The 5,886-nt window shown below is 65.6% G+C and carries 5 protein-coding genes and 1 pseudogene; 4 read left to right on the top strand and 2 right to left on the bottom strand.

The features are described from left to right. Together SM191_RS19075 and SM191_RS19070 are read left to right on the top strand one after the other, a co-directional pair. Positions 1 to 369 (top strand): acylphosphatase (locus tag SM191_RS19075; RefSeq protein ID WP_341507590.1); only part of this gene is annotated, 369 nt, incomplete at its 5' end. After that, on the top strand, positions 363 to 1,586 hold the full coding sequence (locus SM191_RS19070) for a dipeptidase (protein WP_341507589.1): 1,224 nt from the start codon (positions 363 to 365) through the stop codon (positions 1,584 to 1,586). The genes SM191_RS19075 and SM191_RS19070, both read left to right, overlap by 7 nt. Here SM191_RS19070 and SM191_RS19065 read toward each other — a convergent pair. Further along, positions 1,540 to 2,745, bottom strand: a complete 1,206-nt coding sequence (locus tag SM191_RS19065; protein WP_341507588.1) for an MFS transporter — start codon at positions 2,743 to 2,745, stop codon at positions 1,540 to 1,542. The genes SM191_RS19070 and SM191_RS19065 overlap by 47 nt on opposite strands. A gap of 204 nt (positions 2,746 to 2,949) precedes the next feature. On the opposite strand from SM191_RS19065, the gene SM191_RS19060 reads away from it, so the two are divergent. Both SM191_RS19060 and SM191_RS19055 read left to right on the top strand, forming a co-directional pair. Then, positions 2,950 to 3,627, top strand: coding sequence for a glycosyltransferase (locus SM191_RS19060; RefSeq protein WP_341507587.1), 678 nt, complete (start codon positions 2,950 to 2,952; stop codon positions 3,625 to 3,627). Positions 3,628 to 4,284: 657 nt separating this feature from the next. Next, positions 4,285 to 4,692: a helix-turn-helix domain-containing protein gene (locus tag SM191_RS19055; RefSeq protein ID WP_341507586.1), complete on the top strand. Its 408-nt coding sequence runs from the start codon at positions 4,285 to 4,287 to the stop codon at positions 4,690 to 4,692. Between the two features lie 5 nt (positions 4,693 to 4,697). Here SM191_RS19055 and SM191_RS19050 read toward each other — a convergent pair. Beyond that, a pseudogene (locus tag SM191_RS19050) lies at positions 4,698 to 5,886 on the bottom strand (hypothetical protein); the annotation flags it as partial.

Below are 5,886 nucleotides of genomic sequence, written 5' to 3'. Positions count from 1 at the left end.
CTCCACCCCCGCTCCACGGCGGTCCCCCTCCCCGTGCCGGGGAGGATTGTGGCTCTTCCCTTTCTTGTCCACCTGCGCGACATTCGCGGCATGATCGGTCGTCATCTTCGTATCACCGGACACGTGCAGGGCGTCGGGTATCGCTACTGGTTTATCGGTCGCGCCGAAGCACGGGGGCTGACCGGCTGGGTGCGCAACCGTGCGGACGGCTCGGTCGAAGCGGTCGTCCAGGGGTCCGAGGACGAAGTCGCGCGGATCGTCGCCGAGGCCGGGTCGGGACCGCCCGCCGCGCGAGTCGACCGTGTCGAAGCGATCGACCAACCCATCGATCCCGCCTTCAATCAGTTGGAACAGCGACCGACATGCTGATCGCACTCATCCTCGCCCAGGCCACCGATCCCGCCATCGCAAAGCGGGTCGAGTCGCTTCTTTCGCGCGCGCCCATAGTCGACGGGCATAACGACCTGCCCTGGGAACTGCGCGACACCGACCTCCCGCCCGAATCGCCCCGGCTCGCCGCCGACACGAGCGCCCTTCCCCATCCGCTCCAGACCGATCTGCCCCGGCTGAAGCGCGGTGGCGTGGGTGGGCAGTTCTGGTCGGTATGGATTCCCGCCGATATCACCGGCCCGCGCGCGGTCGAGATGACGCTGGAGCAGATCGACCGGGTCCACCGCCTCGTCGCGGCGCATCCCGACCGGCTGGCACTGGCGCGCACCGCCGGGGATATTCGTCTGCTGTCGAAACAAGGCCGGGTCGCCTCGCTGATCGGGGTCGAGGGCGGGCACCAGATCGACGGGCGACTGTCGGTGCTGCGCCAGTACCGGGCGCTGGGCGTCGCCTATATGACGCTGACCCATGGGCGAAGCCTCGCCTGGGCCGATTCCTCGACCGATGCGCCGATCGCCAACGGGCTCAGCCCCTTTGGCCGTGCGGTGGTGGCCGAGATGAACCGGATCGGCATGATCGTCGATGTCGCCCATGTCTCCGACGCGACGATGGCGGCGGTGCTCGACACCAGCAAGGCGCCGGTCATCGCTTCGCATTCCGACGCCCGTGCGCTGGCCGATGCGCCGCGCAATATCCCCGATGCGCTGCTCCGCCGGATCGGTGAGGGCGGCGGCATGGTGATGGTCAATTGCTATCCCGCCTTCCTGTCGAGCGCGTGGCGCGCCTGGGATGCGGCGCGCACCGCCTATGCCAGGTCGGTCGGGGTGCCGGCCAATGTCTATGGCGCGCGCAGCCCCGCACCGTTGATCGCCTGGGACGCGCAGCACCCCGCTCCGCGCGTGACCGCCGCGATGGTCGCCGACCATATCGAGCATATCGTGCGCATCGCCGGGCATGGCGCGGTCGGATTCGGCGGCGACTATGACGGGATCAACGGCACTTCCCCTGAGGGGATGAGCGGGGTCGACGGCTATCCGCTGGTCCTGGCCGAACTGGTCCGGCGCGGGTGGAGCGATGCCGACCTGGCCGCGCTGACCAGCGGCAACATCCTGCGCGTGATGGACCGGGTCGAGGCCGTGTCCAAAAGCCTCAGTGCGACAGCGCCGGACGATTCGATCGATCCACTGGCCCGCTGAGCGTGTCTCCGGCGAAGCGCATCGCCACCAGCCAGATCACGAACCCGCCCAGCGCCAGCCCGCAACCGACATAGCCGGTCGAGGTCCAACCCAGCCCGTTCGCGATGGCGAGCCCGCCCGCCCAAGGGCCGATGGCATTGGCGGTATTGAACGCCGAATGGTTGAGCGCGGCGGCCAGTCCCTGTCCCTCGCCCGCCACGTCCATCAACCGCGTCTGGAGCACGGTGCCCAGCGCGCCGCCCAGCCCGATCGCGAAGATATTGGGCAGGATCGTCCACAGGCTTCCCGCCGCCATCGGATACAGCGCCAGCATCGCCGCCGACCAGAGCAGCAGCCCCCCGGCGGTCGGCATCAGCGCGCGGTCGGCGAAGCGCGGCACGACGATATTGCCGATCGTCATGCCCAGGCCGAACACCGCCAGCACCAGCGGGATGGTCGCGGCGGAGGCCCCCGTCACCTCGGTCAGCGTCGCGGCGAGATAGGTATAGACCGCGAACATCCCGCCAAAGCCGATCGCCCCGATCGCCAGCGTCAACCAGACCTGGCCCCGGCCCAGCGCCGCCAGCTCGCGCCGAACACTCGCGCCCTCGTCCGGCCTGTCATGCGGCGCGGCGATCCACACCAGGGTCGCGGTCAGCAGCGCCAGCGCCGCCACCACGCCGAACACCCAGCGCCAGTTGAGCCACTGGCCCAGCATCTGCGCCAACGGCACGCCGATGACGGTCGCCACGGTCAGCCCCAGCATGATCCGCCCGACCGCCACCGTCCGCCGCTCATCGGGGACCAGCGAAGCCGCGACCAGCGCCGCGATGCCGAAATAGGCCCCGTGCGGCAGCCCGCTGAGAAAGCGAAAGAAGAGCATCCAGTGATAATCGGGCGCGATCGCCGACAAGCCGTTGCCCAGCGCGAACATCAGCATCAACAGGATCAGCAGCGTGCGCCGCGCCAGCTTGGCCGACAGCACCGCGAGCAGCGGCGCGCCCACGACCACGCCCAGCGCATAGGCGCTGATGACATGCCCCGCCGTCGGCGCGTCGATGTTCAGCCCGCGCGCCAGATCCGGCTCCAGGCTCATCGCGGCAAACTCGGTGGTGCCGATCGCGAAACCGCCCACCGCCAAAGCGGTGTGGACGATGCCGGGGGAAAATGTCCGGGCCATGGATTATCCTTTCTCGGCTTCCATATGTTGCGCCGCAACAAAATGCGCAACCATGGCGATGCGACCGCACAGCATTGAATTAATGAGGAATTCGAAAATCCATGGATTTTCTTAACCCGTAACTGTTCCGAAACGGTCTTTTATCCATGTTGAAGTGCCCATTCCGGGCGGGCAGGGTCGTCCTCGGCAAAAGGGGGATGCCGGATGGGCGAGATCACGGGGGTGGTCGAAGTCGTGGCACGCGAGTTGCTATTGTTCGCGGCGGCGGGATTGTTGATCGGCGGGCTGGATGATCTTCTGGTCGACCTGCTCTATTTCGCGCGACGACTGGTGAAGGGCCCGGCGACACCGCTTCGCAGCTATGCCTTGTCCCCACCCGTTCAGCCAGGACGGATGATCGTCTTCACCCCGGCATGGGACGAAGCACCGGTGATCGGTGCGATGCTTTCCACCGCCCTCTCCCGTTTCCGCCATCCCGACTATCGCCTCTATGTCGGGCTTTATCCCAATGACCCCGCGACCATCGCCGCCGCCGCCGATGTGGCGGAGCGGGACGATCGGGTCCGCCTGGTCATCGGTCCACGCAAAGGCCCCACCACCAAGGCCGATTGCCTGAACAGTCTCTGGCACGCCCTGCGACGCGACATGGCGGTGGAGGGTTTCGATGCCAAAGCGATCATCCTGCACGATGCCGAGGATGTGGTGCATCCCGACGAACTGATGGTCTTCGACTCGCTGATCGAGGGGCGGGCGGTGGTGCAATTGCCGGTCCTGCCGCTGGTGGTACCGGGGTCGCGGCTGGTGTCCGGTCACTATGCCGACGAGTTTGCCGAAACGAACTATCCGTTATCGCAACAATGCCGAAGACTAGCCTTCGTCTGACCCGATAGGTATCCCCAATACGTGCATAGCGATGAACGATACACATGCGCCGATCCAGCTACGGTCAGGGCTAATCTAGTGCGTCACGCCGATCAGCAGGGGCGCAGCTTGGCGACGCTATCAAAGGCGGTGGGAAAGAACGTGACTTACCTTCAGCAGTTCATAGAACGCGGCTCTCCAAAAGTTTTACCGGAAGATGTCCGCCTAAAGCTAGCGATGACGTTGAACCTGGACGAACGGCTGCTTGGGGCGCGGGAACCATGGAGGCCGGTAGACTGACCGCAACTGGAGTGTGCGGTCTGAATGACGAGCTTTGGCGCTTGGAATCGCGCTGGCATCGCATTCGTTCAAGTGCGCTATGTGGCGGGATGCGGTTTGCAGCCAGTGGCCAACTAAGAGTTTATGCATAAAATATAGGCTCAGCCCACTTTTCGGTTGACGAATGTTGGCTGAGCCTATATTTCTACACTTGTCAGACGGCGACGGTATCCTGCCCCAGCCCGCTGACAGACCTGAAGGAAAGTGAGCATGAACCTCACGATCCGGCTCAGGATCTGGAAAGTGACCATACAGTTCACGATCCAGGCCTAAGAGCCCCCCGCCCCGGTCTGGCAACCGGGGCGGGGTAAGGTCGAAAATACGGAAACAGGTGCAGCCATGCAAGGTCAGGAATTACGGGCGCTGCGCAAGAGCATGGGCATGACGCAAGGGCAACTGGCGTCGGCCCTCGGCTTCTCGCAAGGCTTCATCGGCGAGATGGAGCGTGACGAGAAGGCTATCGAGCCTCGCACGGTTCTGGCCTTGCGTGGTCTGCGCGCCGCCAGCGCGCCGGACGAGGCGCGCGGGATACCATGGGTTCCCGTCGTGTCGATTCCCGACGAATGGAAGGATGGCCGCATCCTGCTCCTGTGGGACGAAGCGGCCAAGCACGGGCCCGCGAGCCTCGGATGGTTCACAGGCCCGCAAAGCGGCTGGCTGATTGACGGCTCTTCCGCGCGAGCCAAGCCCACCTATTGCGCGGAAATCACGCCGCCGGGGGGAGCGCGAAACGCACGCCCCGAATAGCCGCCTCAGACGCCAAGAATCAGCGGCTTGATCGACCGAACCGTGCCTGCCCATATGTCGTGCACCACACTTTCCGGGTGGGTGCCGTCAGTGGTCGGCGAAGTCGCGAAAACCGATCCGACCGCATGGGCTGAACTGGGCGTGATGGTGGGCGACAGCCCCAGGGTGAACGTTCCGTCGCCATTGTCGGTCACGGTCGAGATGTTGCCCTTCATCTCGACAGCGGACGTGCCCGGCTCGAAATAGGCCATGCTGCCCAGCGCCGGGGGCGTCGTGGCGGTAATCTTGACGGTCGAGGTGGCCACCCCCGCCGCCAGTGCTGTCGCCAGTTTGCCCCCGCCCGCTTTCACGAACGCGAGCCGCGCCCATACCGGAGCCTGCCCGGCGAACTGCACATCGGGGCGCAACTCGCGCTGGCCTTCGCGCAGGTCGACCACCATCGCCAGCGGCGCGGGCACGGTCGCCACCAACCACTCGTTGAAATCCTCCAGTGCGACGCCCGCCGTGTACGGGCGCGGCTCCTGCCCATCCAAGGTCGTGTAGTTGGTCGCGCTGGAGGACGTGACCCGCGTGCTGACCGTGGATTGGATAATCGGGATGCCGGGGAAGGTCTTGGCGAGGAAATCCCACCACGCCTGCGCCCGCGCCTTCATGAGCACCAAGGCATCGGCGGGGTTGGTTGGGCTCGATATCCCCGAGAAGTCGTTCCGCAGCCCCTGCGACCAAATATGCGTGAACGGCCAACGCCCGCCGTTCATGTCCCGAACCGCCGCGAGCATGGCATAGCGCTGGCTGAAGCGGTTGCTGCCCGGCGTCACGTCCATGAAATCTTCCATGGACGCGCCGTGGTGACCGAAATTGGCGACGCCGAACGATCCCGGCCCCGACGGATCACCCAGCCCCTTGACGATGCCACCGACCAACTGGCGCGCGTCGGGGCGTATGTCGTTCTGTTGGGTAATGCTGTCGCCGATCAGCAGAATAGAGGGCGTGGAGCCGTTGAACGGCACCAACACCCCATGCGGCTTGTAACCCCGACCGCCGATCACAAGCGTCAGGTTGCCTTTGGCCTCGCGCAGCCCCTTGTTCAGCTTCCGCGCCCCGACCCCGCCCACGGCCGCAATGAAGTGCGGCGCGGTCCCGTATTCGAGCCAGACGCCAAGCGAGTAGCTGAAGCCGCGCTTGACCGTGACG

Origin of the sequence: Sphingomonas sp. 2378 (assembly GCF_038084995.1) — a bacterium.
Taxonomy (GTDB): domain Bacteria; phylum Pseudomonadota; class Alphaproteobacteria; order Sphingomonadales; family Sphingomonadaceae; genus Sphingomonas.
This window is presented reverse-complemented; position numbering and strand designations above follow the sequence as displayed.